This is a genomic window from Roseivirga sp. (genome assembly GCF_034669765.1).
In the GTDB taxonomy this organism is placed as follows: domain Bacteria; phylum Bacteroidota; class Bacteroidia; order Cytophagales; family Cyclobacteriaceae; genus Roseivirga.
Map to the genome: position 1 here is coordinate 57333 of NZ_JAXMOQ010000003.1, position 24630 is coordinate 81962.

Genomic DNA, 24630 nt, shown 5'->3' on the forward strand with positions numbered 1-24630 from the left:
AACAACAAATGAAAAACAGGGCTGTGGATTCATATTTTATATGAATGGGGGCTTTAAAACAGCCCAATCCCCCTCCGATATAACCCTACATAGAAAAAGTTTAACAAAGCCTTATTCGCTCAATTTATAGATAGCCAGATTATTGAATTTGGAGAGAAAATCAGCTTTTCGATAAAGCTTAAGAGTTTCATCACTCACGGGTTCACCCTCAATAAATTCGGCTATTAGGGCATCTTGAGCATCAAAAATTTTCACCTGCTCTACATTCTTCGTTATAGCATCAATCGAATCATCAGTTGAAAATTGAATAACGTTCTCAGATTTAAGATTTGTCTCCTCAGACTTAGTCTTTGTTAGACCACTAAAGTTATCAAGTAAAAAGGCCATTAGAGCGGTGGCCCCTACTATGGCAAATGCGGACAATACTTTATTATAGTTTCGTGCTTTCATGACATCAATTTTTAAGTTCAAAAATTAAAAAGGTAAGTACCTCAGTCACACACTACTCGGGGCTACTATGCTTACGTAAAACAAGTCATATTGTTTCTGAACTACATTTCAAAAACACCCTAACCCACAAAAAAAGCTGACCGTATTGGTCAGCTTTTAACTATGTTCAAATAAACCACAAACCTTTATTCTGAAATTCTATATATAGAAGTGTTACCATGACTTGATAAAAACTCTGAGCGGTTAACAAGTATTTGAATATTTTCATCTTCAATCACTTGATTACCTTTTAACGATACTTGACCTACAAGTTTATTTTCTGCATTGAATACCTTTATGATTTTTACATCTTCAGCATTTGCGTTGAAAATTTCTTCTTTATCAAAAGCATACATTTCCTTTTTAACTTCGGCTACTGCCTCTGCCAAAAGCTCCATATCAACTCTAGCGTCTATTTCTGAAATATCTTCGTGAGAAGGGACTCCAAATGAATTTGAAGCTGCGAAAAGCGTAATTACTGCTGCTAAACCAAATGCCACAAGGGCGGACAGCGTTTTTTGTTTTTTGAGCACTTGTTTCATGACCTTTTTTTGTTGTTTTTCTGTTTTTTTGTTCACTTTTCTGTTCTTTTCTACTTAGGTGTCCGTTCGTAAGAAATTCGAGTTTGTTTGTTGAATTCCTCTTACTTCCTTTAAGACGACAAAGGTCAACAAAAGTTTAGGATTTGATGAAAAAAAAGTATAATATTTTTATTACCCACATATTAACAAGTGTTAACAGAATAATATTCTGAATCAACCCCTAACAACAAAAAAGCCCACTCGAGGTGGGCTTATAAAGAGATATAATATTTGGCTAAGTCAATGCTTGCTCTAAATCTGCAATCAAATCTTCTATGTCTTCAATTCCAACACTAATCCTAATAAGTGAATCCAAGAGCCCAATTTTCATTCTTTCTTCTCTTGGAACAGCTCCATGAGTCATGGTAGCTGGATGGTTGGATAATGACTCTACTCCTCCTAAAGACTCCGCCAAGGCAAATAATTTCAATTTCTCCATCACTCTGAAAGCCTGCTCTTGATTATCTTCTTTAAATACGAAGGAAATCATTCCTCCATAACCTCTCATTTGCGCTTTTGCAACTTTATGATTTGGGTGATCTTCAAAACCAGGCCAGTAGACTTTTCCGATTTTAGGATGATTAGCTAAAAACTTAGCCACCTTCTCGCCATTCTCACAATGTCTTTGCATCCGTAAGTGCAAAGTTTTAATCCCCCTTAACACTAAAAAGCAATCTTGAGGTCCAGAAACAGCTCCACATGACTTTTGAATAAAGGCTAAATCTTCGGCTAATTGATCATCGTTCATGGCCAATGCTCCCATTACCACATCTGAATGACCCGACAAATACTTAGTAACAGAATGCATTACAAGGTCAGCACCTAAGTCTAGTGGGTTTTGAAGGTATGGTGTAGCAAAAGTGTTATCCACCCCTAGCATTACCTTGTGTAGCTTAGCGATAGCTGCCGCCCCTTTAATATCAATGATATTCATCATTGGATTTGTAGGCGTTTCTATCCAAATCAACTTGGTTTTTGGAGTAATGTATTTTTCAATGTTTGACACATCTTCCAAAGAGATGAAATTGAACTTGATTCCGTATTTCGCAAATATTTTAGTGAAGATTCTATAAGTGCCTCCATAAAGATCATCGCCAGTAATGACTTCGTCACCAGGACCTAAAAGCTTAATCACGGCATCGATAGCCGCCAAACCAGAACCGAAACACAGACCATGCTTTGCTTTTTCTAGCGCAGCAATACTCTCTTGCAAAGCAGAACGTGTTGGGTTCTGTGTTCTAGAATATTCAAAGCCTTTATGGTCGCCCGGTGAGCGCTGTACGTAGGTTGACGTTTGATAAATAGGCGTCATGATTGCCCCAGTAGTGGGGTCTGGTGTTACGCCAGCATGCACTGCTTTGGTGCCGAATTTAGCGCTTGTGTTCTTTTCCATCACTATTTTCGTTTTTAGCAATAAAGGCTTCCATTTCTTTATTCATTTCCTCTTTGCTCTGATTATAGTTAGGTGTTAAAGACAATTTACCGGGAAATTGTTCCACCATTAAAGTTTGTGTAGGGAAGGCGAACCTCACTCCTAGTTTCTCAGCCAAGCGATTTACACTCAACATAATTTCCTGACGGCATCTTAGTTCTTCATTCCAAGTAGGCACTTTGAAGAAAATATAAAGCATTACGTCTAGAGAAGAAGCGCCATAATCATTCAGGAAGATGTTATAAGAATCCTTTCGGGTGTCAGGGTGATTTAAAACGATTTTCTCGACTCCCTTTACAAACACTTCAATTAAATCCGTTGGTGTGTCGTAAGTAATAGCAAGCTTGGTAAAATACCTTCTGTATTGTCGCTTACCGTGGTTATCTACCGTTCTGTTAGAAATCACACTATTCGGTACATACATTAATGAATCTCTAAAAGTTCTGATTCGAGTGGACCTGAAGCCTACTTCTTCTACAGTTCCATCAACATCGTCCGAAGTAATCCAATCTCCGATTTGGAATGGGCGGTCGACAAAGATCATGACTGAACCAAAAAAGTTTTTGAGTGTATCTTGTGCGGCCAAAGCCACAGCCAGTCCACCAATGGATAGACCTGTTATCAATGGCCAGATGTCAAACTTAAGCCCATCAAGAATAGCCATAATCCCAACCAAAATCACGAAGGTTTTCAAAATCTTACGTACCAAAGGCACCAACTGATCATCGAGCGTATTTTGGGTTCTTTCGGCCACTTTCTTCATATAAGCGCCCAGAACGTCCACCATTTTATAGCAGAACAGGGTACCGAAGAAAGGAAGCAATGCTCCAACTCCTAAAATGAGGTATTTAGAAATCGCAATGGGTAACTGAAGCGTAGGAATGAGCACACTTACGAAGGCAAAGACAATAAGTAAACTGAATGGCTTAGCAACAGGCAAAATAAGGTTATTGGCCAAATCTACTTTACCATACTTATGAAGTAATCTAAAAATAACCACCCTTAATAGAAGTGTGAGTATTAAATGCAATATGAAGGCTACCGATATGATGATAAGCCCTCCAATTAATTGCCACATATGAAGACCTAAATATTTTTTAGAGCCTAATTTGGGCAGAAGGTTCAGAAGACGGTCTGTCCCGAAAGGGTAAACCGTTTTATGAATAAGATCTATATCTTGAACAGATTTACCAGCGTAAAACCAGCCATCAGCTTCCTTCTGAACATATATTTCGGGAAACTCATTGAACAACACATAGCGTTTTTTAAACGAAGTGCTATCATAATAATCTGGGCTTTTGGGCACATCATCTAGATAAATGTAGTTACCAGACCCGTCAAATATTTGCTTCAGTTCAATTGCTAGTTTTTCAAGTTCATCTTGAGATAAATCGCCTTGACGTAAGGATTTCGCTGCCTGAGCAGGGTTGTAATTATCTTCCTGTAAATAATTGAGGTGATTGACTATTACCTCATATGGCGAATTGAACTGATCAGGTAAACTGTCATTTTGGGCAACAGAAACCCCAATGCTGAGTACGGAAATAAGTATTGAAAAAAGTAATTTCATTGTATTTTGGCCTATTTGGCAAATGTATAAATAGCCATTTGATTATCGAAATTTACAAAGAGTTCGTATTCCCTTTTGTTCTGATAATAAAGAATGCCTACAGGGTTCGTGGAAAATGCCTCTCTAGAGAATTTCTCTTTACCTTGATCATCGAGAATTACCAAATCACCAGTGGTTAAATTTTGAGCTACATATAATTCACTGTCATTTCTGAAATTGTAGTACTCAAAAACCCAATCTCCTTGCCCTTTAAAATCATACCCGAATTTGCGCTCACCTTTTTCATCAAATACCGTAAACTGATTACTATCCTTCCTAACAGTTAAAAGCCCCGTATTAAGCTTATCTCTCACAGCTATAAAACGACTAGACACCGATGGTTTCACCAATTGATTTCGCCCTTTCACAGTCCCGTTAAAATCGAGTGAAAGCAACTCACCATCTTCACTTAAAACCTTGATGTAGGATTCATTAAACGATGGGCCTTGTTGAATGAAATAATCTCCCGAAATTTGCTTGTCCGTTTGGTATGGGAAGCCGGGATACTCTTCACCCTTTCTGTTCAAAAGGTGAATATTACCGTTAGCCTCAACAATAACAAAGCAATCTCTACCTCTGATTCTAATATGTTCAGGTGCCGCTCGTAATGCAGACCCCATCACCTTTGGTGACCAACCTTCAAGCATTTCGCCTTCTTTGCTCAGCAAATACACATTCCCCCTTCTGTCTGTAGTCGCATATCTATAGTTTTTACTATTATCATAATCCACCACTGAGTATTGTGTAATAGGGAGCTCTGTTGCAAAAGCCATTGGAAAACCTTCTACTTCATCACCATTTCTGTCGATTAAATGAACCGTAGAATCTGTAAACATCAGGTATTGAAGTTTACGATTAGCATAAAAATCTATTTGCTCGATTGCCCCATTTATCTTCCCTTCAAGTTCTTTCTTCCACAAAATATTACCCGTTCTATCTAACAAATAGAGCTGATTCAGTTCATCTTGAAAGATGATCTCCTGCGCATTGTTATTATGGTTTTTAACTACAAATGGTTTAGTGATAAGTTTACTATTTCCATAAGCATTAGTTACTAAACTCAGTCCTATCTCTGGGTTGGTTAACTCAGCATTATTATTGTTACTCTGAACCACTGGCCCTTTTACCGATTCATTAAAAGTAAGCTCAGCACTTACAATGAGTCGATTCGATGCTTCATTGATTTGGAAGTTGAAGTTATCGAATGACGAAAATAATTGAATATGATCTTTAAAGAAGGCCTTCCATTTAGGGTTAAACGAATTGACGAGTGGATCTAAATAGAATTCAAAATTATTGAGTTGTGTTATATTTGCTTCTCGAACCAAATTATCTAAATACCTTCTTTTTTCCGGAATTCTTCCCCAAGTATTTTCGGCATCGTAATCCACCAAAACCGTTTTTAGGGCATCAATATTGTCACTAATGAGCATTACATTATTAAAGAAGGCGTAATAAGGTTTACCAGATTTTTGGTATCGCTCTCCATATGTTTTGGCCAAAAATTGTCCCTCGTTCACGAACCTGATTTCGTTATTAATAAAGCTTTCTGTAAATAAGGTATCGCCATCGGCTCTACTGGCTTTAGAAATCTCTTCAAGCATTTTTGATATTTTGGACACATCAGAAACTTCTGACAAAAGAACTTGAGACATGGTGTTTGCCCCAAGCACAATGTTTACTTCACATATTTCAGAATTCTGAAGGGTTTGAAACAATGAAATATCAAAATCGCTTAGTGACACATTCTGAGATTCATCAATACCAAACCAACGCACAAAACTTGCAGAGCTAGGGATGAAATTTTCTACGTTAATCAAGGCATTTGATGGTAATGTTTGATTAATGGCCTGATTAGAAAGGCTAACTCCATTAAAAGTCAAACCAGCTGCTGATGGCTCTATTTTTATATTTATAAGACCTTTAAGTTGATTTGATGAGGATTCATTATTGCCCGTAAACACATTCCTTAGTCTTCCAACTCTATCTGTATTCAATAGCAGGCTCATCCCCTTCTGGTGTTCCTCCATCTTCAGATCTGGGTTCATCAATCGGTTAGATTCATCTTCTTCAGCACGAATTACATCTTCTAACAAGACAGAATTGGTAGAAATGATGAGGTAACTCCCCAAGCTTATAAAGCCCCATTTAGACGCTTGTACTTCAGCCTCGTAAATGAGCCTTTCATTAAACACCCTGCTTTCAAAAAGCAACTCCTTGTTGAACCATAGGTTAGCTAATTTTTTAATATTCGTTGGCAACCATTCAAACCCATCTGAGCCGATAAAAAAGAGTGGTTCTATACTATTGTTAGACGTTAAATGGAAAGAAACATATACAGGGTTCTCATTGATTTTTGACTGCAGTACTCCTGATGCTACCAATGAGTCTATTTTACTACTGGACTCTGTTAACCTATTAATAAAGGGTAAGGAATTGGCCTCATCCCACCATGAATAACTGGAATAGTCTTTAATGGCTTCTGAAACATTATTGATGGTAATTAACCCAAGGCTATTGGCAGGGATAAGCCTTTGTATTTCAGTACCGTTATCTTTCCTAAAAAAGTAGACATAACCAAGCACTGAGGCCATAACCAAAAAGAGTAGGGTAACAAGTAGAGTTTTCGTTTTCAAGAAGAGTATAGTTTGAATTTCAGAAATCAGGCGAAAATACACATTTCTATTATCACTCAAGTCTAAGCTGAAAAGAGAATCAGAAATCTAAGAGGATTCACCCTATTATGCTAACAGTTTTCCAATGCTTTCATTTTAATTATTGCCTATCAATTATTGATCGTTTGAATTTTGAATCCCGTTTATTTTTTTTGTTTTAACTGATTCAGAAGACCTCTCATTTCAAATATTAATATTCACCCCATTCAAACAATGTTTCAAAATGATCTAGTCAATTTGAAATCGATTTCATAAATTCAAGGGATTCAAATTTACTTTTTAGATATAAACCCTAATTATGTCATCCATCGAAGAAAAGAATATCCCCTCGACCTCAAACACCCGTAGAAATTTCATAAAAACTTTAGGCTTTGCTGGAGCTGCATTTACCATCGTGCCACGTCACGTGCTGGGTAACGGCTTCGTAGCCCCTTCCGACACGCTATACATTGCTGGAATCGGAGCTGGAGGAAAAGGAACCAGTGATTTAGCTTCTTTTGCAACGAGCCCAAATGTAAAAATTGCCTACCTCTGCGATGTTGACCAAAGAAGTCCTAAGGAATCTGTGAAGAATTTCCCTGACGCACCAATGTACAAAGACTACCGCAAGATGCTGGAAGAAAACAAAGACAGCATTGATGCTGTATCTGTATCTACCCCAGACCACATGCACGCTGTACAGGCCATGGCGGCAATGGAATTAGGGAAACATGTTTATGTTCAAAAACCCCTTACCCATGATATCGCAGAAGCTAGGCAATTGACGGAAGCAGCTCAAAAGTATAAAGTAGTTACCCAAATGGGAAATCAGGGAGCTTCGGGAGATGGCGTTCGGAAAATGAAAGAATATTATGATGCGGGATTAATTGGCGAAGTCCATACTGTACAATGCTGGACAAACCGAGCCATTTGGCCTATGGCGCTAGAAACCCCTACCAGAAAAGATAACATTCCGAAAGAATTAGACTGGGATTTATGGCTAGGTACTGCAGAAAAACGCGACTACAATGATGCATATTTGCCTTTTGACTGGAGAGGCTGGTCAGATTTTGGCACTGGCGCATTAGGAGATATGGCTTGCCACATTATGGATCCTGTGTATAGAATTCTACCCATCCTATATCCAGACCAGGTAGAGTGTAGTGCAGCAGACGCTTTCAAGGCTAATTTTGAAACACTCGACTTCCCAAAGAGCTTCCCCACTGCGAGTAAAATTCATTTAAACTACCCAAGAACAGATGGCAAGGGAAATATAAAAGTGGCTTGGATGGATGGAGGCATAATGCCTGAAAGACCGGAAGAACTCGGTGATGATGAAGCATTTGGAAACTGGGATGGTGGAGTACTCTTTATAGGCACCAAAGGAAAACTTCTGGCCGACTGTTACGGAGCGAACCCGAGGTTACTTCCTTTATCATTAAATGAGCAGGTATCGGTAAAAGAAACTATCGCCAGAGTTCCAGAAGGACACTATTTACAGTGGGTAAACGCCTGTATAGCTGGATACGGAAAGGCTGAAACAAGTTCTTCCTTTGACTACGCTGGACCATTCACAGAAAGTATTCTCATAGGAAACCTTGCCTTAAAAGCTTATTTTGAAATAGATCCAAACGCAAAAAATCAAGGTTTCTGGGGTGGCACAAAATACCATGGTAGAAAGAGATTGCATTGGGATGCTAAAAACATGAAGGTAACCAACTTTGACGAAGCGAATAAGTACGTAAAACGAAATTATAGAACAGGCTGGTAAAACCAATTTCCCAATTTAAAACTTGTCTCCATTGATTTGCATTCAGCTTTTCAATGGAGACATTTTCATTTCTACCTGTATTTTGACACAATCTATGAATCACATTAAAACAATCGCATTTGATGCAGATGATACACTTTGGGTAAACGAGCCTATTTTTACAAAGACTAGACTTCAGTTTGAAACTATTCTTTCCAAGTATATTGAAATTGACAACAGTTTAGAACAACAACTTTACGAAGTCGAGCTAAGGAACCTTAAGCTTTTCGGTTACGGGATTAAGGGTTTTATGCTTTCTATGATCGAATCAGCCATAGAGTTAACACAGCACAAAATATCAGGTACCGACATTCAAAAGGTTATTAATTTGGGGAAAGAAATGCTCACCCACCCTGTTGAAGTATTACCTGAAATTCAAGAGAACCTAGAATGGCTTAAAAACAATTATCAACTTCTCGTAATTACTAAAGGAGACTTATGGGATCAAGAGACTAAGATTGCAAGATCAGGTTTGGCTGATTATTTCGACCATATTGAAATTGTTAGTGAGAAGAACGCAGCGACTTACCAAACCATTTTAGACCGTTACCAAATCAACCCTACCAACTTCCTTATGATTGGTAATTCGCTAAAGTCGGATATTCTTCCCATTTGCGAAATTGGTGGGCATGCCATTCACATTCCTTTTCACGATACTTGGGTGCACGAAAAAATAGACAAGCATACCATTGGCGATTACTCATTTTATGAGCTCGATAGTATTGCTGATTTAAAAGCTTATTTAAACAAAAAATAGGCAAAACATTTCCTCTCCTCCACTTGAAAAAAAACTGGTAATCCAGCAATTGAAAATTGAACCATCTCGCTAAATTCGAGCTTTCAAATTTCATGAAGGAATCGAATAATTTTGTACTCTTTGCTGTACCAGCGCTCATCTGGGGCTCTACATGGTATGTCATCACTTTTCAACTTGGTAGTGTAGACCCAATCATGTCAGTAAGTTATCGATTTGCCTTGGCAGGCTTGCTGTTTTTGGCCTATTGTAAAGTCAGAGGAAAAGATTTATCCTTCTCATGGCAAATTCATTTACGTATTGCTCTGCAAGGCATTCTGCTTCATGGTTTCAATTATTGGTTAGTTTACCAGTCTGAGCAATACCTTACCAGCGGATTGGTGGCTGTTGGTTTCTCATTGATCATCTTCTTCAATATGGTTTTCGGTTCCATATTCTTGAAACAACCCATTATACTCAAAGTATTCATTGGGGCGCTGTTCGGTGTGCTGGGCACCATGGTTATTTTTAAGCGCGAACTGATGGCTTTCACCACAGCAGACGAGTCATTTACGGGGCTTATTCTATGCGTTTCTTCAGTGATAATTGCCAGTCTTGGCAATGTAACTTCAGGTTATAACTCAAAATTGAAAATTCCTGTAATGCAATCTACAGCTTTCGCCATGTTGTATGGCGCCATAACCATGCTAATTGTTGCAATAGCCCTCAATCGACCATTCACTATCGATTGGTCGGTTCCTTATATATTCTCCCTAATATATCTGGTCATTTTCGGTTCTATAATCGCCTTCAATATGTACCTCACGCTGATCAGCAAGATTGGTGCAGGAAAGGCAGCTTATACGATTGTAGTCGTACCCGTAGTAGCGGTTGTTATCTCCACAATTTTCGAAGGCTTTGTAATCTCCGAGTACACCATTATAGGAATGCTAATGCTGATTGTGGGTAATGTCTTCGCACTGTATAAGAAGAAGCAACGGAAAGTAGTCACTGCTTAATCCTGGCAGAAATAGATTACTTGATTTCGGCAATACATTCAATCTCTACAAGCGCATCTAAAGGAAGGCCCGCTACGGCAACGGTGGTCCTGGCGGGTGTATGGCCTTCAAAAAAATCACCATACACAGCGTTCATTGTTTTGAAGTGCTGCATATCACTGAGGTAGACATTACATTTCACCACATCCTTCACTCCAAGCCCTTCAGAGGCTAAAACTGCTTTAAGGTTCGCCAATACCTGTTTAGTCTGCCCATCAATCGTAGTTGACTCCACTTTATTGGTTAAAGGATCAATCCCCGTTTGTCCTGAACAGAAAAGTAAATTGCCTGTGCGGATGGCGGAACAATAAGGCCCTAAAGCCTTAGGTGCATTTGGTGCATGAATAATTTTCATGGTGAACTTATTATACTATTTAATTGCCGGAAGTGACCACTTATTCCTTACCGAAATAATTCTTAATCCGATAATATAACATACCGTAAGAATGATTTTCACATCAACATTGACATTGAAATAACCCAAAATCAAAAACAGAATACCGCCAGTTAAGCAGGCTGTTGCATAAATTTCTTCTCTAAAAATCAAAGGTACTTCATTGGCCAACGTATCACGTAATACTCCACCAAAAACAGCAGAGACTGTCCCCATCATTACCGCAATTACGGGGGTTAAACCAAAATCAAGCGTTTTTTCAATTCCAAGAATAGTAAACAAGCCTATCCCTATGGAATCAAACAGGAACATTGTTTTTCTCAGTTTTTCCAAGTATCGTTTGAATAAATATCCCAGTCCAATCCCCCCTCCAATCATTAACAGGTAGTTTTGATCAACCATCCACCCAACTGGCTGACTACCAATAAGTAAATCACGCAAGGTTCCACCTCCAACTGCAGTGATAAAGGCAATTACAGAAGCTCCAAAAGGGTCCATTTGCTTTTTAGAAGCTGCCAACCAACCACTAATAGCAAACACAAGGGTTCCTCCTAAATCAATAACATAAACTAATTCTTCGGTACTCATTCAATTTAACTTTGGGCGAAGATAATTGAATGCTATTAATTCAGCTTAGTTATCTATTTGTCTTTACAGAAACAGTCCAAAATTACCAAAACTACTTAACTGAGTTCTTTACTTTGGTTCATTTCTCACCTAGAAATGGTATTTGGATGAAGAAAAACCAATAGGTTGAAGTATAAGTTGTCCCCACCTTAAGAAGATAGTTCAAGAAGTTTTAACCTAAAGGCTATATAAGTGCGTTGAAATTTCAATAACCCTATTTACCATTCATTTTAAGAGATTCCCGAAATATGTACTAGTTTCGAAGTCGAAACTCAACATATTAAAACAACCACCCGTAACAGGATTTCATGTACATTAATTTAGCATCCCATTATATTCCCACGAATGTAATCCCTAATAGTTATTTCCTCGATAAAAATGGAATGGACGATGAGACCATCATCCGTAAATCGGGAATCAAAAACCGAAGAAAAGCTTCCTCAAATGAAAATGTAAATACAATGGCCATTTCGGCTATTGAAAATGGACTGGACAAATTAGCCTATGACATATCTGAAGTTGACCTGATTATTGGCGCAACCTACTCTCCTTATGACACTGTGGGTACACTTGCTCATGTCGTTCAACAAAAGTACAATATCAATGGAGCTGTAGTATTTTCCATTTCTTCTGCCTGTAGCTCTTTCCTAAATGCAGTTGAGATTGCAGAAGGTTATTTCGCTATGGGTAAAGCTAAAAAAGCCCTAGTGGTAACCTCAGAACATAATTGGGCCTATTTAAACGAATCAGATCCAGTTTCCGCTCATCTTTGGGGTGATGGGGCTTCTGCTGTATTCCTTTCAAAAGAAAGAATTACCGAAAAAGACCATGAAGTTATTGGGGTGAATACAGAAGGCCACGCCACAATTGGGCGAGGACCAAATGGAGTATGTTTAAAGCCTTTTGATGGCGGTATTTCAATGCCCGATGGAAAGGACGTTTTCTACAATGCCATTAAGTTCATGTCAGAAAAGACAATGGCAATCCTCAAAAATGGCGACTGTTCAGTGGACCAATTAGACTACCTGATCCCACACCAGGCCAATGTGAGAATCATCAACAACGTGGCTGAAACCCTAAACTTCCCTATTGAAAAAGTAGTGATTAATATGGTAGAATTCGGAAACACAGGATCTGCGAGTTCTTCCATTGGCTACTCACAAATATTTGAGTCAATGCAAAAAAATCAATTAGCAGTAATCACCGTATTCGGTGGTGGTTATTCCAGTGGTGCCATGCTGGTAAGGGCATAAAAAAAGCCGCTCTAAGAGCGGCTTTCAATTTCATAACAAAATATACTTAGTGTACATCCTGCATCCACCTTTTCAAAATTGGACCGAGTAGGAACACGATGATGGCTGCACCAAATGCATACTTAGCAATTAGTTCAAATCCACCCATGTATATATCGAGAGAATCAAAACCTCCAACGTTTGCATCTGTACTTTCAACAGCAAGTTGTTTACCGATGAAACCAACGATTTGAAAAGCGTAGGCAGAAGAAAGGAACCAAACGCCCATCATAAACGCTACAATTCGTTGCGGTGATAAGTCAGTAATTTTAGACAAACCAACAGGAGACATGAATAGCTCTCCAACTGAAATCAAGAAGTACATTACCATTAAGTAGAAAAATGGCACCATTCCTTCTGAGTCTGCGGCATTTCCGCTTAATGAAAGCACAAAGAAACTGATTGCAGCCAAGGATAAGCCTAAAGCGAATTTATATGGAGTCCGTGGATTCATTTTCTTCTTTGCTAAGAAGCCCCATAATAATGAGATCGGAATAGAAAGAATGATAATCCACATGGAGTTCAATGCATTGGTTTGCGCTGCATCTATCAACCAAAGGTTTACGTTTCTACTCGCAAAAAGGGTGATTACACTCCCTGAGAGTTCATGGAAGCCCCAGAAAATACTCATGAATACCGTAATCAATAAAGCCACCGCTAATTTCTTTCTTTCGGAAGCCGTTGCCTGATACATGATAACCCCCATATAGATTAGGATGGCAACACCTAGTAACTTAAAAATAAGGGTAACAATGTTCTGATCTCCTAAAAAAGTAGCCCCACCACCAATAGCTCCATAAGAGGCTAACATTATCGCAATTACTGGTGCAGCTAAGAAAGCCAAAATAGGCACAAATGTTTTCTTTTTAATACCTAAAACTCTTGTCTCAAGCCTTTCCTCACTTGGGGGCAACCCCTTATCTAAGAATACGCCTTTCTTAATTCCATTCCAGAAAACAAGAAGTCCTGCTAGCATGCCAATTCCTGCTAGTCCAAATCCATAGTGCCAACCATATTCACGGCCTAACCAACCACATAAAAGTGGAGCAGCAAAGCCGCCAATATTAATACCCATGTAGAAAATAGTGAAGCCTGAATCTTTTCGAGTATCCCCATCTTTGTATAGAGCACCTACAAAAGTTGAGATGTTTGGCTTGAAGAACCCATTTCCAACAACAATTAAAGCAAGCGCTAAATAAAAAGTGTATTCGTTTTCAACAGCAAGCACAAAATGCCCAAGCGACATTAGAATACCCCCAAGAATAATTGACTTTCTGAAACCTAAAAGTGTATCAGAAACTCTTCCACCTACCACAGTAGAAGCGTAGACCAAAGAGCCATAAGAAGCATAAACCGCAGCTGCGGCCAAATCTCGTGAGACAAGGGCCTCAAAAATTTCGTTGACCATATATAGGGTCAACAATGCCCTCATTCCATAAAAGCTAAACCTTTCCCAAAGTTCAGCGAAAAAAAGATAGAACAGACCTTTGGGATGCCCCATCATCTGCGGACCTTCAATAGTTCCTTTATCCAGCATAAATTCCGATTTTTGTTTAGTTCAATACCGATAAAACTACTACGGTAAAAGGGTATTTACAAATGTGTTTATGTTAATGACCACCGAACAGAGTTTTTCAACCACTTATAAGAGTGTTTTTATTATTACTGCATGGAATTCTAATCAAAACTTTTTTTCCCTATTTTTGTGCCCCTAAACAGAATGCAATCGTTTGCAAAACAGAGTATTAAAAACTAAGAAAATGCAAGAAAACGGGCTTAAATCCAACGGAGCGAGTGTGAAAGAATTAGGCATCAAAGATGCCATAGTACATTGGAACCTATCGGCAGATGAACTGGCGAAAATTTCTGTGGAAAAAGGTATGGTACAGGAAACGAGTACTGGTGCCATAAATGTGAACACAGGTGAATTCACAGGTCGTTCACCGAAAGACAGGTTTATTGTTAGAGATGAAATCACCGAAGATTCGGTATGGTGGGGAAATATTAACATCCCGTTTGAACCAGCAAAATTCGATGCGCTTTATGACAGAGTAACAGATTACCTTTCTGGAAAAGAAATTTATGCACGAGATTCATATGTTTGTGCTGATCCAAAATACAGAACCAATGTTAGAGTTGTGACTGAATTCCCTTGGTCTAACCTATTCTGTTTTAACATGTTCTTAAGACCTACTTTGGAAGAGTTTAAAGATTTTACACCAGAGTGGACAGTAGTTTGTGCTCCAGGCTTTATGGCTGTCCCTGATAGAGATGGAACAAGACAGCACAACTTTGCAATCTTAAACTTCAAAAGAAAAATCGCTTTAATAGGTGGAACTGGTTATACTGGGGAAATGAAAAAAGGTATTTTCTCTGCCTTGAACTTTATCCTTCCTCACCAAAAAGACACATTAGCCATGCACTGCTCGGCCAACGTAGGTGAAGATGGTGATACTGCCATTTTCTTTGGCCTTTCAGGAACTGGTAAAACTACCCTTTCTGCCGACCCAAGCAGAAAGCTTATTGGTGACGATGAGCATGGTTGGACAAGCGAAAACACTGTATTTAACTTTGAAGGCGGTTGCTACGCTAAAGTAATTGACCTTTCCGAAGAGAAAGAACCAGACATTTGGAATGCAATAAAGCCAGGTGCCCTTTTAGAAAACGTTACTTTCAAAGAAGGTACTAACGAACCTGATTACACAAGTGGTAAAATAACCGAAAACACTAGAGTTTCGTATCCAATTTACCACATTAACAACATTCAGGAATCTTCTGTTGGCGCTAACCCTAAGAACATCTTCTTCCTTACATGTGATGCTTCGGGCGTATTGCCTCCAATCTCTAAGTTGACTCCAGGTCAGGCTATGTTCCACTTTATTTCTGGTTACACTGCAAAAGTTGCGGGTACTGAAGCGGGTATTACAGAGCCAGTTTCGGCTTTCTCTGCTTGTTTCGGAGCTCCTTTCATGCCTTTACACCCTACTAAATATGCTGAAATGCTTGGCCAAAAAATGGAAGCTGCTGGCGTAAATGTATGGTTGGTAAACACAGGTTGGTCTGGTGGTGCTTATGGTACTGGTAGCCGAATGAAATTGAAGTTTACAAGAGCTATGATTACGGCAGCACTTGAAGGCAAGCTTGAGAATGTAGAGTATACAACTCACAATGTATTCGGTTTGGCAATGCCAAATGAGTGTCCTAATGTACCTACTGAAATATTGAGTCCTAAAAATACTTGGGCAGATAAAGCAGCCTACGATGTGGAAGCAGATAAATTAGCCGTTAAATTCAATGAGAATTTCGCAAAATTTAAAGAGTACGCTAGCGAGGAAATCCTAGCAGGCGCTCCTAAAGTGAGCGCATAAGCGAATTAACACTGTAAAAAATAATAGTTATATTAAAGCCTGCTCTCTCTAGAGTAGGCTTTTTTTTATTTAACCCCGTCAAGATGTTTGAATTACAGGAGAGTGATTTCGAAAGCATTAAAGAAACTTTTACCTCTAATGGAGCACTTGAAACAAGAATAGTTCAATTCCTGAAATTAAGTAGTCTAAGATACTATCTCAGTATGAGACAAAACAATATTCAAATTCTATTTCCAGACAATGCAAGCCCTAAAGAGTACAGACTAAGAGGCCTATTAAGTAATCAGAACTGCCAAGCAAACAGAGCTTTATCTCCAGAGGAGCGGGCAAACAATAGAGAATGGATAGAAATAGGTAATAAAACAGTGCATATAGAACTAAGGGGAAACACTTTAAAATTCCCAGATAAATTCTTTGGCTTTAACATATCAAGTGGATCATTGACCATCGATTTAGGAGGAGGCATTATTGATTGCGGAATGCAAGTTGCACGTGCATTAGATTGGTGCAATCTTGAAGAGCCCAATGCAAAATTAAAACTTGACGACACCAGCTTCTTCAAAAAGGGAGATAACATATGTTGTAGTTTTTCAGGAACAAATAGCTCGCATGAAACTAACTTCTGTTACCTACAAAATGATCCAACTGATGAAAACATATTATCCGATTTCATCTTTAAGAAATCCGATACAAAAGACACAGGCAGTCCAATCATTCCGCCAAATGCCTATGTTTCTAATGGTTGTCTTTGGGGTGGAGAAACACCAACCTTTAAAGGTACTGGTGAAATCAGAATTGAAAATGGTTTTGTACAGAATGGCTTTCATTATTTTTCTTTTATCAACAGTAAAATGACTGAGCTTTTAAAAGTTAGTCTCAATACCCTTCATTTCTCAGGTCAATTCTTAGATGGGCTTATGGTAGGGCCAGAAAACACCAATCAGCAACCAGTAGGAAATGTAGGTGTAAATATAACTTCTTGCTATTTTGGTGAATCATATGATATAGCCAAACAGGGTATCTCTTGGAATTCCATTGGTGATTTAGAGATTGATAATTGTCATTTTTTTCGTGGCAACCATGATCCAGATATCTATCAAGACATCACTATAGATTCTACCAGTTATGAGCCAGGAAACATAAAAATTTCCAACTCTGTTTTTGATGGTCAAAAAAGGAGCTTTCTTGATTATGAACATAACCCTAATCCGTATAACACAAGTAACGATGAAAAGGTACTAAGATTAATTTCAAAGTTCGAGTCTGAAGGCAGCTTCAGGTTTATGTACCTAAATTGTTTATCGGTATTGCAAGTCAGGTTTGTAAAAGATATTATTATCACCAACTGTCTTTTTGAAAATTATGAGCGACAACTGATCTTAACACAACTTACCCAGATTCCTTTTAGGATTGACTCTATCGAAGTCAACGACATCATCTACCATTCTGGCACCCCCATAGCTGTCATTTTCTTACTCCCTGGACTAGGTCAATCAAAGCTGCGGATAAAAAAGGAAGGAACTGAAGATGAGGAAGCACTCAGAAATCAGGATGGGACCCTTAAATATCTTGATGATCTTGAACAATGTCATCTAGGTAGTGTCAATTTCACCAACTCTGTTTTTGATGATGTGGGTCAATGGGCCTGGGCGGGACTTTTAGACTATGCCTCAGAATTGGCTCAAACTCACAATGTAGTCACAAAAATCAATGAACGTAAAGAGGTGTTTTCCAATCACATCTCTTTTAATAGCTGCACATTTGTAAAAAGAAGAGAAGACACTCACATACCAAATCAGACCATTGGAAATCAAATATTCATTGACACAACTATTATCAACTATACCAAGGATACACTCTATTTTGGAATACCTAAAAGTAATATTCCACCGAAGCCGAAAGGTCAAATTAGACCCATTTCATCATTCCGTCAAGCAGACGAACCCTATTCGGACTTGAGCATCGCTGGTTATTTACGAATTCTTAGAGGTAAAGTAATTATTAGAGAATCACGAAATCGCAGTAGGCCAGTTCTGCAAGTAATATATTTCAATCAAGGTCAGTTTGCTATATTTGAACCACCTTCTTGGAACCAACCTGACTACAATGAGACTAAAATAACGCCATGGAATTTTTGGCAGCTTTTAGGTATAATACGATTCCTTAGAACCAGAGATTATCAATATGATTCGATTCCTTTAAATTCTCATAACAGAAGTGTAGAGATTTTCTTAATGAATAAAAGAAATCAAACGAGTCAGCTGGAAGCCTTTTTCAACACACTATAAAGCAATTCATGGAATTGAATGACTAAAAATAAGAATGGCTGTCTCATCCGAGGCAGCCATTCTTATTTGTAAACGAGAGTTTTCTTGAGGTGTATAAAAATGACAGTGATGGTTCTTCTGTCGAGTTATCTATTCAATTCTAACTTATTCAAGGCAGTCTGGAGTTCACGCTTTATCTTAATCTGATTCTCCTTAGCTTCAAATTGATGCGCTCTAAAGTCTTCACTTACTTGCGTAAAAGAAGCTTTAATGCGTTTGGCTGATTGAACCACCTTTTTCATACGAGCAAACATGACTATTATTACTACAAATAAAAGGGCTACAATAGACCATACAATAATACTATAGGCTGCCTTACTCAAGAGAATACCAAAGAATGACATATTATCATTCAGCTTTTCACTGGCTTCCAATTCTGATTTCACCGACTCTAACTCTGATTTTAAAGCATTAGTCTCAAGTTCAATCTTGCTCTTCTCTGCCTTTAGGCTTTCTATGCTGTTGGTGTAACTGGTCAAACTATCACCTAAAGCATTTCTATACTCGCTTAAGCTAGTAATCCTGATAATTTTCTTATCCAAATAGGTTCCAGAGGATTGAATCAATTCCGCCCATTGGCTTCTCAAGTCATTTTTAGGTGGTTCTACTTGTTCTTGCCCTTGTTCTTGTCCGAAAGATTGAGGTGAAGTGGTTATTATTAGTGCAACCATCAGCACCAACATGGTTAAAATTCTATATTTCATTTTTTGTAATTATTTGTTAAAAACGCTCTGAAAAAGTAACGGCATAAATCCGATAATCGCATTCGCGAATCACATATTCTATCATATTTAATTTCACCACAAAACTAACCCCTATTCTGTACAAAAAGGAATTATCAACCATAAGGTAGAAGAAAAAAATAAATCTAATCTGTTTCTAAAAATTTGAAGATGGCCATTCAACAATTTTAACTATGATTTTGACCTCAGAAACCATATATTCATCAATTCAAACCACTCAAAATCACCCGTTATGGCAACTTACCAACTTACAATCAATGGCAAGCAACAAACCGTTGAGGCTGATGCAGACACCCCTATGCTATGGGTTTTGCGAGATCACCTAGACCTTAAAGGCACCAAGTTTGGTTGCGGAATCGCACAATGTGGTGCTTGCACCATTCATATGGATGGCAATGCTGTTCGTTCATGCTCAATTCCCGTTTCAGCAGTATCAGAAGCTAAAATCACCACCATTGAAGGGCTTTCTGAAAAAGCCGACCATGTTTTACAAAAAGCTTGGGTAGAACACGATGTCCCTCAGTGTGGCTATTGCCAAGCAGGCCAAATCATGAATGCAGCTGCTTTGCTTCAAAGCAACAGCTCTCCTTCTATGGATGAAATTGAAAACTCCATGAACGGAAATCTTTGCCGTTGTGGTACTTATAATAAAATTAAAGCAGCTATCACTTCAGCAGCAGCTAATCTATAACCTCCAAAACCAAGGAAAAATGACAGTTATAAAAACAAAAGTAGACAGGAGATCATTCCTAAAAACTTCTGCTCTTGCTGGAGGAGGATTAGTGATCGGTTTCAATTGGGCTTGTTCGCCTTCGGCAGAAGTAAAAGATCCTGCATCGGCTTGGTTCGATATCAATGCTTATCTGACCATTGCCGACAATGGTGAGATTACCATCATGTCACCAAATCCAGAAATCGGTCAAAATGTAAAAACCTCTATGCCAATGCTTGTGGCCGAGGAACTGGATGTCGACTGGAAAGATGTGATCGTAAAACAAGCCCCACTTGACAATGTATTTCCTCGTCAGGTAGCGGGCGGAAGTCAATCCATTAGAAGCAGCTGGAAAAGCATGCGGATGGCTGGTGCCACAGCGCGGAGATTAATGATAGAAACAGCCGCCAAAGAATGGGCAGTTGATGCCAACAGCCTTACCACCAAAGGTGGCTATGTGCTCAATGGTAGTAAAAAATTAAGCTATGGTGAATTGGCCTCAAAAGCTGTAGGCATAGAAATCCCTGAAGAAGTTACGTTAAAAGACCCTAAAGACTTCACCATCATTGGTAAGAGTCAAAAGAATGTTGATCTGAATGAAATCATTACTGGTAAACCAGTATTCGGCATTGATTACAAACAAGAAGGAATGCAGTATGCAGTGGTGCTTCGCCCGCCAGCTTTCGGAGCCAAGCTAAAATCCTTTGATGATACAGAAGCACGTAAAGTCAGTGGTGTTAGTGATGTAATTCAATTTGGGGATAAAGTGGCTGTTTTAGGGAATAATACTTGGGCGGCAATGAAAGGTAAAAAAGCTTTAGTTGCCAATTGGGACATGAGCGGACAGCTTGAAGACACGCCTTATCACGATAGCGAAATGAACAAGTTATTGAACAAAAGGTCGGAAAGACCAAGTCGTAACGATGGTGATGCCTTAAAAGCAATAGCTTCGGCAGACAGGGTGTTTGAAAAAACATATGAGGCTCCTTTCTTGCCACACAACACCATGGAACCGATGAATTTCTTTGCCGATGCGACAGGCGATAAAGTTAAACTAGTAGGGCCAATTCAAACCCCAGCAGGTACACGTGGGCAAATTGCTCGACTGCTGGAGAAAAGCCCTGATGATATCACATTGGAAATGACCAGAATGGGTGGTGGTTTTGGGCGAAGGCTCTATGGTGATTTTGCCTTAGAAGCTGCTGAAATTTCTCAGAAAGCCAATAAAGCCGTTCAGGTGATTTTCTCTAGAGAAGATGACATGACTGCAGGAACTTACCGTCCTGCATCCAAATATAAATTCAGAGCAGCTATTAAGGACGGAAAGCTTACTGGCTATCATTTGTCTGGTGCGGGAATGGGACGTAACAACTGGGTTCGTCCAGACTGGTTTCCAGCAGGTGGCATTGAAAACTACTTAATCGAATCAAGCTATATCGATACAAACATTACTACAGGTGCTTGGAGAGCTCCAATCACAAACTTCTTGGCGGTTGCAGAACAATGTTTCTTTGATGAGTTAGCTGCTGAAATGGGGCAAGATGCGGTTCAGCTAAGACTAGATATTCTCGAGCGCGCTAAAAACAATCCTGTTGGGGAGATTGACTATGAACCAGCAAAAATGATTGGGGTAATTAAACTAGCTGCCGAAAAAGGAAATTGGGGCAAAGCCGAAAGCGGTGTAAGCAAAGGCTTTAGTGCGTATTATTCGCACAACACCTATGTGGCCGAAGTGGCTGATGTCATCATGAAGGATGGTAACCCAATCGTTAAAAATGTAACTGTTGCTGTGGATTGCGGAATCGTGGTCAATCCTGATGCTGCGATCAATCAAATTCAAGGAGGCGTAGTAGATGGAATGGGGCATGCACTTTATGGTGACTTCTCTTTTATCAATGGAACACCCCAAGCTTCCAACTTCAACAATTATCGTTTGATAAGAACCAAAGAAGCGCCAACCGTGGATGTGCATTTTGTAGAAAGCTTAAATGATCCTACTGGTTTAGGAGAACCGTCTTTACCACCAGCAGGAGGAGCATTGGCCAATGCCATGGCTAAAGCTACTGGAAACAGGTTCTACAAAATTCCTTTTATAAAGGATCAAATGGTTTTTGGATAGAAAATAGAAACGGAAAATTAAGCCCAACTTCAAATGAGGTTGGGCTTATTGCTTTCTATCAAATCTTCGCTTGAGTTTTTCCCTTGATTTCTAAACTTGATCAAACCGTAGAAAGCCACAATTCCCCAAAAAAAATTAGCCGCAGCCGCAGCATAGGAAAAATCGTAAACAGTGTCAATCACTAAAAATACACTTCCTAGAATATTGTAAACGTGAAATTTGGTATCCCGAAGTGTCCAAACACCACGATTGAGCTGAACGTAACTGATAATGAAAAGTACAGTGCCCAACCAACCTAAGGTTTGAACACTATAACTTATTAGAGTATTGGAAATCATATAATCCGAACTATTGAGGACTAGCCATTGCAATAGTCCCTAAAAAAGTTTGGTTATGGAAGCATTTAACGGTTTCACCCACAAAGCTTAATTTCTGGTTAATCTCTCTTAACTCCAGCTGTAAGTATGGTATTGTACATCAAATGCTCCATCTTCATATAAATCGATCGTGGCAAAACCTGCTTGAGTTTCGTAGTACATTTCATTACCCCACCAGCCTCCGCTTACTGCACCATTGCAACAATAGGTCACACCATTGTACTCTACCTTATCCAACAAATGCATGTGGCCACTTACACAAAGTTTTACATTGTTATGTTGCATAAAAAGCTTTTTGATTCTGTTAAAATCAATGTGCATCCAACCTCCTGGAACCATCCAGTTTCCATCCTTTTCATTGCCTTCATAAAAACCAGTGGCGGTTAAAATTGGAATATGCGACATAATCATAACGGGGGTAGTTGAAGGAGTTTCTTGTAACTCTTTCTCGAACCAATCAAATTGCTTATCATCCAGTTTAGCTGTGTACCAGCCCTCTCCTACAGGATGTGTACTATCAAGAATAATGAATTTCCAGCCGGCCTTTTCGAAAGAATGATATGGCTTGTCCAAGCCCATTTTATCTAATGCGTACTTTTTGCCATAAAGCGGATCGGTTTTTTCACCAGCGCCCCAAACATCATGGTTACCAATGCAATTAACAATTGGTAAGTCATTTTCGGCCTTAATGACTTTATCCCAAAGCTGCCATTGGTTTTCTACACTTGTTTTATCAGTGCCCAAAGCATCGAAAATGGTATCACCACCATTAAAAATCATATCAGGCTTATCCTTCAACGACTGCATAATGTGTAAGCACTTGATAAATTTCTCGGGAGCGTTATCCGCATCACGCAAATGCACATCAGTAAGGTGAGCAAGGCGTAAAACTCTTTTCTCTTTTGGCTGAATTGGCGCTAAACTGTTGCCCATTAAGGCTCCAGTTCCAGCCAAAGCCATTGTTTTTAGAATATTCCGTCTGTTCATCGTTTTCTTATTCAACAATTACCCAAACATTCAACCAGTTATGAGGCGCTTTTAATAAAAGCTTGGTGGTTCCTGTTGGAAAAGTAATGGCCGTTTTAAACTGACCATCTTTCACTTCTGCCTTGCCTAAAAGGGAATATTCATCCTTTCCGCCTTTTGCAAAGTTGTTCGTAGTAGACTGATAAATTTCTACGCTACCAGATTTATCGGCAACATCCCAAGTCAAGGTGAGCTCATTACCTTCTGTTCTGGTTTTGGCATTCATGATTGAAATATCGCCAATGAACGGAATTCCATCCATTTCTTCCTTAATTTGAGTAGGTACTTCTATATCCAAAAACCTTAAAGCACTGGCAGCAACATCTACTACGGGTGGGTTATTTTCAAACCTATCATTTAAGTCATTTTGATTAGTAACAATCCAAGTAATACGTTCTCTCTCCGATTGTCCACCATGCCCTTTTCCTGTTTCTTCACCTCTACCGTGATCCGTTGTAATGATAATCATCCAATCTTCGTTGAATTCCTTTTCGCGCTGCTGAATAGCTGCCCAAATTCTTCCCACTTGGTTATCCATCCCTTTTACCGCTTCAATCATTTGCGGACTATCGCCATACATGTGGCCCATATCGTCCGTAAACTCTAAGTATACCCATGATAAGTTCGGAGCATTAGAAAGCACATAATCAGCCGTTCCTTTGGTAACTTTTTCGTCAATATCAAACATAAAAGTACGATCATCAGTGTGTGGGAATGCCACTGTGTCTAACTCAAATCCATCAAAAGAATAATCAAACTTAAAGTTGCCTGCTTCTGGCTTTCCTTCACCTACCAACTTAGTACGGTTGTCTTCCCATGTTGAAAAAATGGCTGTAGTCATTTCAGGATTGGCCGTTTTAACGGTACGGAAAATATTCCAATAGTTATAGTTTGGGTTTCTTACACTGTTGCCCCAAACATTGTGTTTATTACCCCAAACTCCAGTAATCATATTCATATAACCAGGAGCAGAAATAGTAGGCGTTTGCGTGTATTCGTCTTTTCCTCCTCCTTGGTAGGCACGAGTATAACCACCTTGGGCAGCGATTTGGTCCAAAATTGGCGTATCAACACTTTCCAGCACATCAGCAGGAACTCCATCGGTTAAGATGATCATTACCTTTTTTTCTGGTGCTGTACCGCAGGCCGCCATAACAATGGCCAAAAAAAGTATGCTTATTGATTTCAACATGATATGAATTTTTATCTGATTAATTGAGTGTTTGAGTATTATAGAAATAGATGAACCGAACCATAATTTAAGCTGAAAATGAGAAAA

At 39.0% G+C, this 24630-nt stretch carries 20 protein-coding genes; 8 read left to right on the forward strand and 12 right to left on the reverse strand.

Translation table 11 applies throughout. The features are described from left to right. Window positions 1-111: 111 nt before the first annotated feature. The 5 genes from VOI17_RS06295 to VOI17_RS06315 form a co-directional block, all read right to left on the reverse strand. Window positions 112-450, reverse strand: coding sequence for a hypothetical protein (locus tag VOI17_RS06295; protein ID WP_323756393.1), 339 nt, complete (start codon window positions 448-450; stop codon window positions 112-114). A gap of 185 nt (window positions 451-635) precedes the next feature. Further along, window positions 636-1067, reverse strand: a complete 432-nt coding sequence (locus tag VOI17_RS06300; RefSeq protein ID WP_323756394.1) for a hypothetical protein — start codon at window positions 1065-1067, stop codon at window positions 636-638. A gap of 238 nt (window positions 1068-1305) precedes the next feature. Further along, window positions 1306-2463 (reverse strand): cystathionine gamma-synthase, encoded by a 1158-nt coding sequence (locus VOI17_RS06305; protein WP_323756395.1) that lies wholly within the window; start codon window positions 2461-2463, stop codon window positions 1306-1308. Then, window positions 2441-4072 carry a mechanosensitive ion channel family protein gene (locus VOI17_RS06310; RefSeq protein WP_323756396.1) on the reverse strand — a complete coding sequence of 544 codons (1632 nt, stop codon included), beginning with the start codon at window positions 4070-4072 and terminating at the stop codon, window positions 2441-2443. The genes VOI17_RS06305 and VOI17_RS06310 overlap by 23 nt, the downstream gene beginning before the upstream one ends. Window positions 4073-4083: 11 nt before the next feature. Then, the gene (locus VOI17_RS06315) at window positions 4084-6747 is read right to left on the reverse strand and encodes a hypothetical protein (RefSeq protein ID WP_323756397.1); all 2664 of its coding nucleotides are present in this window, start codon (window positions 6745-6747) and stop codon (window positions 4084-4086) included. Between the two features lie 346 nt (window positions 6748-7093). Here VOI17_RS06315 and VOI17_RS06320 point away from each other — a divergent pair, with 346 nt between their 5' ends. The 3 genes from VOI17_RS06320 to VOI17_RS06330 all read left to right on the forward strand — a co-directional run bounded on the left by VOI17_RS06320 (window position 7094) and on the right by VOI17_RS06330 (window position 10327). After that, window positions 7094-8536 (forward strand): Gfo/Idh/MocA family protein, encoded by a 1443-nt coding sequence (locus VOI17_RS06320; RefSeq protein WP_416376046.1) that lies wholly within the window; start codon window positions 7094-7096, stop codon window positions 8534-8536. A gap of 94 nt (window positions 8537-8630) precedes the next feature. Then, window positions 8631-9332: an HAD family hydrolase gene (locus tag VOI17_RS06325; RefSeq protein WP_323756399.1), complete on the forward strand. Its 702-nt coding sequence runs from the start codon at window positions 8631-8633 to the stop codon at window positions 9330-9332. A gap of 92 nt (window positions 9333-9424) precedes the next feature. Continuing rightward, window positions 9425-10327: a DMT family transporter gene (locus tag VOI17_RS06330; RefSeq protein ID WP_323756400.1), complete on the forward strand. Its 903-nt coding sequence runs from the start codon at window positions 9425-9427 to the stop codon at window positions 10325-10327. Between the two features lie 16 nt (window positions 10328-10343). On the opposite strand, the gene VOI17_RS06335 is transcribed toward VOI17_RS06330, so the two are convergent. Next, window positions 10344-10721 (reverse strand): Rid family detoxifying hydrolase, encoded by a 378-nt coding sequence (locus tag VOI17_RS06335; RefSeq protein WP_323756401.1) that lies wholly within the window; start codon window positions 10719-10721, stop codon window positions 10344-10346. 15 nt (window positions 10722-10736) lie between these two features. Beyond that, window positions 10737-11348 (reverse strand): trimeric intracellular cation channel family protein, encoded by a 612-nt coding sequence (locus tag VOI17_RS06340; protein WP_323756402.1) that lies wholly within the window; start codon window positions 11346-11348, stop codon window positions 10737-10739. Between the two features lie 347 nt (window positions 11349-11695). Here VOI17_RS06340 and VOI17_RS06345 point away from each other — a divergent pair, with 347 nt between their 5' ends. Beyond that, window positions 11696-12640, forward strand: a complete 945-nt coding sequence (locus VOI17_RS06345; RefSeq protein ID WP_323756403.1) for a ketoacyl-ACP synthase III — start codon at window positions 11696-11698, stop codon at window positions 12638-12640. 46 nt (window positions 12641-12686) lie between these two features. Here the strand turns inward: VOI17_RS06345 and VOI17_RS06350 are convergent, their stop codons facing one another. Then, a complete protein-coding gene (locus VOI17_RS06350) occupies window positions 12687-14216 on the reverse strand; it encodes an oligopeptide:H+ symporter (RefSeq protein ID WP_323756404.1) in 1530 nt (509 codons plus the stop codon). A gap of 223 nt (window positions 14217-14439) precedes the next feature. Between VOI17_RS06350 and pckA the strand changes: the two genes are divergently transcribed. Both pckA and VOI17_RS06360 read left to right on the forward strand, forming a co-directional pair. Continuing rightward, on the forward strand, window positions 14440-16047 hold the full coding sequence (pckA, locus tag VOI17_RS06355) for a phosphoenolpyruvate carboxykinase (ATP) (protein ID WP_323756405.1): 1608 nt from the start codon (window positions 14440-14442) through the stop codon (window positions 16045-16047). 83 nt (window positions 16048-16130) lie between these two features. Beyond that, the gene (locus VOI17_RS06360) at window positions 16131-18335 is read left to right on the forward strand and encodes a hypothetical protein (RefSeq protein WP_323756406.1); all 2205 of its coding nucleotides are present in this window, start codon (window positions 16131-16133) and stop codon (window positions 18333-18335) included. Between the two features lie 125 nt (window positions 18336-18460). Here VOI17_RS06360 and VOI17_RS06365 read toward each other — a convergent pair whose 3' ends face one another. Beyond that, window positions 18461-19078, reverse strand: coding sequence for a hypothetical protein (locus VOI17_RS06365; RefSeq protein ID WP_323756407.1), 618 nt, complete (start codon window positions 19076-19078; stop codon window positions 18461-18463). Between the two features lie 271 nt (window positions 19079-19349). Here VOI17_RS06365 and VOI17_RS06370 point away from each other — a divergent pair, with 271 nt between their 5' ends. Together VOI17_RS06370 and VOI17_RS06375 are read left to right on the forward strand one after the other, a co-directional pair. Continuing rightward, window positions 19350-19808, forward strand: a complete 459-nt coding sequence (locus tag VOI17_RS06370; RefSeq protein WP_323756408.1) for a (2Fe-2S)-binding protein — start codon at window positions 19350-19352, stop codon at window positions 19806-19808. A gap of 19 nt (window positions 19809-19827) precedes the next feature. After that, entirely contained in the window at window positions 19828-21948 is a 2121-nt protein-coding gene (locus VOI17_RS06375) for a xanthine dehydrogenase family protein molybdopterin-binding subunit (protein ID WP_323756409.1), read from the forward strand. Between the two features lie 29 nt (window positions 21949-21977). Here VOI17_RS06375 and VOI17_RS06380 read toward each other — a convergent pair whose 3' ends face one another. The 3 genes from VOI17_RS06380 to VOI17_RS06390 all read right to left on the reverse strand — a co-directional run bounded on the left by VOI17_RS06380 (window position 21978) and on the right by VOI17_RS06390 (window position 24543). Beyond that, window positions 21978-22286, reverse strand: coding sequence for a CBU_0592 family membrane protein (locus VOI17_RS06380; RefSeq protein ID WP_323756410.1), 309 nt, complete (start codon window positions 22284-22286; stop codon window positions 21978-21980). Between the two features lie 108 nt (window positions 22287-22394). Then, window positions 22395-23312 carry a metallophosphoesterase family protein gene (locus VOI17_RS06385; protein WP_323756411.1) on the reverse strand — a complete coding sequence of 306 codons (918 nt, stop codon included), beginning with the start codon at window positions 23310-23312 and terminating at the stop codon, window positions 22395-22397. 7 nt (window positions 23313-23319) lie between these two features. Further along, the gene (locus VOI17_RS06390; RefSeq protein ID WP_323756412.1) at window positions 23320-24543 is read right to left on the reverse strand and encodes an alkaline phosphatase family protein; all 1224 of its coding nucleotides are present in this window, start codon (window positions 24541-24543) and stop codon (window positions 23320-23322) included. Window positions 24544-24630: the final 87 nt, after the last annotated feature.